Annotated in this window: 3 protein-coding genes; all 3 read left to right on the top strand. The window is 72.1% G+C overall.

Going from position 1 to position 2,516, the window contains the following annotated elements:
* Positions 1–37 precede the first annotated feature (37 nt).
* Entirely contained in the window at positions 38–454 is a 417-nt protein-coding gene (locus tag AOK11_RS34745; protein ID WP_055597643.1) for a nuclear transport factor 2 family protein, read from the top strand.
* A 9-nt stretch (positions 455–463) separates the two neighbouring features.
* Entirely contained in the window at positions 464–997 is a 534-nt protein-coding gene (locus AOK11_RS34750; protein WP_055597642.1) for a flavoprotein, read from the top strand.
* 460 nt (positions 998–1,457) lie between these two features.
* On the top strand, positions 1,458–2,516 hold a 1,059-nt coding region (locus tag AOK11_RS34755; RefSeq protein ID WP_420903040.1), incomplete at its 3' end, for an RNA polymerase sigma factor.

Raw genomic sequence — 2,516 nt, forward strand, 5'->3', positions numbered from 1 at the left:
GCCCGGTACCGTCCCGCCCACCGGCACCCGCTCCACCGTGGAGGAACTGCTGCGCCGGATCGGCCACGGCGACCCGGACCGCATCGCCGAGCTGTACGCCGATCCCTGCGACTGGCGGCTCGACTGGCCACAGGACGAGCACGGCAGCACCGCGACCCCCTGGATCCGCCACCGGGCCACCCGCGCCGACGCCGCCGCCCACTACCGGGAGCTGGCCGCCCACCACGTGCCCGACGCGGCCGCCACCGAGATCGAGCGCGTCCTGGTCGACGGCGACGACGCGGTGATGTTCGGCGAGATCCGGCAGACCGCCCGGCCCACCGGACGCCCCTACCGTGCCCGCTTCGCCCTGCTGCTCACCGTGCGGGACGGCCTGGTCGTCCGCCACCACGTCCACGAGGACAGCCTCTCCGTGCACCGCGCCTTCGTACCGCGGCCGCCGGCCGGGTCGTAGGCTTTCCGGGTGACCGAACAGGCCCCCAAGCCCTTCCTCTACGTCGTCGTCTGCGCCGCCGGTGTCGCCGCGGACGTCAGCAAGCTGATCACCGCCGCGCAGGAGCAGGGCTGGGAGGTCGGCGTCATCGCGACACCCGTCGCCATGAACGGGTTCTTCGATGCCGTCGCGGTCCGCGCGCAGACCGGCAGACCGATCAGGTCAGCCTGGCGCACCCCCGGCGAACCGCGCCCCTTCCCCGAGCCCGACGCGGTGGTGGTCGCACCCGCCACTTTCAACACCGTCAACAAATGGGCGGCCGGAATCGCCGACACCCTCGCGCTGGGCACCCTGTGCGAGGCCGCGGGGCTCGGGGTGCCGATCGCCGTCCTGCCGTGTGTCGGCACCGCCCTGGCCGCCCACCCCGCCTACCGGGACAGCCTGGAGCGGCTTGCCGCCATGGGCGTCCGCTTCGGCGCCCCGTACGCCGGGGAGACGGCGCCGGACGGCGGCCGGACCGAGTTCCCCTGGGAGCGGGCCCTGGACCTCGTACGGCCGGGATGAGCACGACCGGCGCCGAGTGATCCGTGCGCCCCGTGCACCCCGGACACGCAGACCCGCACACGCGTACCCGGGAACGGAGGGCCGCACGGCGCGCGTCCGCATCGCCTTTTCGGACACCGGACGTCGAATCGGATGATTGGGCGCGTGAATTAAGCAGTTCGAATCTCATTGACACAGTGTCAAAACAAGGCGTTCGGCCGGGGAATGCGGGAAACCGTGGGGTCTCTTGTTCCAGGTCGTTGACCTGTGCAAAAGTGGGTCTTGCCGGCGCGCGGGCAATGCTTTTTGCCCTGACGTGCACGAGGCCGCTCAAACATGCCGCCAGGCTCCAAAAGGGCTGCTCCGGGCGGATGTTCGAGATGCCGGATCTCCTACGGACGGGCTTCCGCTGTATCGTCGGTGATGCCCCGGGTCCGCTGGTTCGGACTTTATCCCGCGCGTCCCCGAGAGGATTGCATCCGTGAAGGACACCGGCCTGTCGAATTTCCCGGCCCCGACCCCGGCCGTCGCGTTCGACGTGACGGACGAACAACTGGGTGACGAGTTGCGGAAGTGGACGGGGGCCACCCCGGCACTGCACCCTGCCGGTGAACTCCTCGACCGGCACTGGGAGTCGGTCTTCGGCTACGCCCGGTTGTGCACCGACGGCCCCCGTTCCGCCGGGATGCTCACCACCGCCGCGTTCACCCGACTCTTCGGCGAGACCCTGCGGAGCAACGGCCCGAGTTCCGCCTGGCGTCCCCAACTCCTCGTCACGGTGCGCCGGATCGCCGCGGAATGGGACGGCGACCACCGGCGCGACATGCTCCACCCCGGCCTCACCACCACCGCTTCCCTCTCCGACTCCGACGACGGCCGACGGCCCGCCGCACGGCTGCTGCCACCGCCCGAACGGCGCCTGCTGTCAGGAGCGTTCCAGCGACTGCCGCAGTCCGCGCGCTGTCTGCTGTGGCACACCGAGGTCGAGTCCGAACCGCTCCACGTCCCCGCCGGGCTCCTCGCCCTGGACGAGGAGGGCGCCCGCCTCGAACTGCGCCGCGCCCAGGAGCGGTTGCGCGACGAAGTCCTCCAGCTCCACGGGGAACTCGCCCCCGACCGGGAGTGCCGAAGCTATCTGCGCCTGCTGGAGGTGGCCTATCGGCGCGCGGGCACCGAAACCGATCCGGACCTGCGCACCCACCTGGAGAACTGCACCCACTGCCGGCACGCGGCGGACCAACTCGCCTGTTTCACCGGTGGACTCGGTACGGCCCTGGCCGAGGCGGTCCTGGGCTGGAGTGCACGGGAGTACACGGAGAGCAGGGCACGGGCGGCCGACGCCACCGACGAGTCGGCCGCCGGGGAGCGGCCGTCACCCGAAGGCGTCATCGGCGCGGTGTTCTCCGGCCCCGCCGACAGAGGTCCGGACACGGTGGGCGATCCGTTCGCGGGGCCCGCGGGCGAACCGCCTGCGGTGGCGGGCGAGTCGTTCACGGACGCGGGGGCCCCGGCCCCGCCCCTCCCCACCGAGGCGCCTCGC

The organism is Streptomyces hirsutus, assembly GCF_001418415.1.
Taxonomy (GTDB): Bacteria; Actinomycetota; Actinomycetes; order Streptomycetales; family Streptomycetaceae; genus Streptomyces; species Streptomyces hirsutus.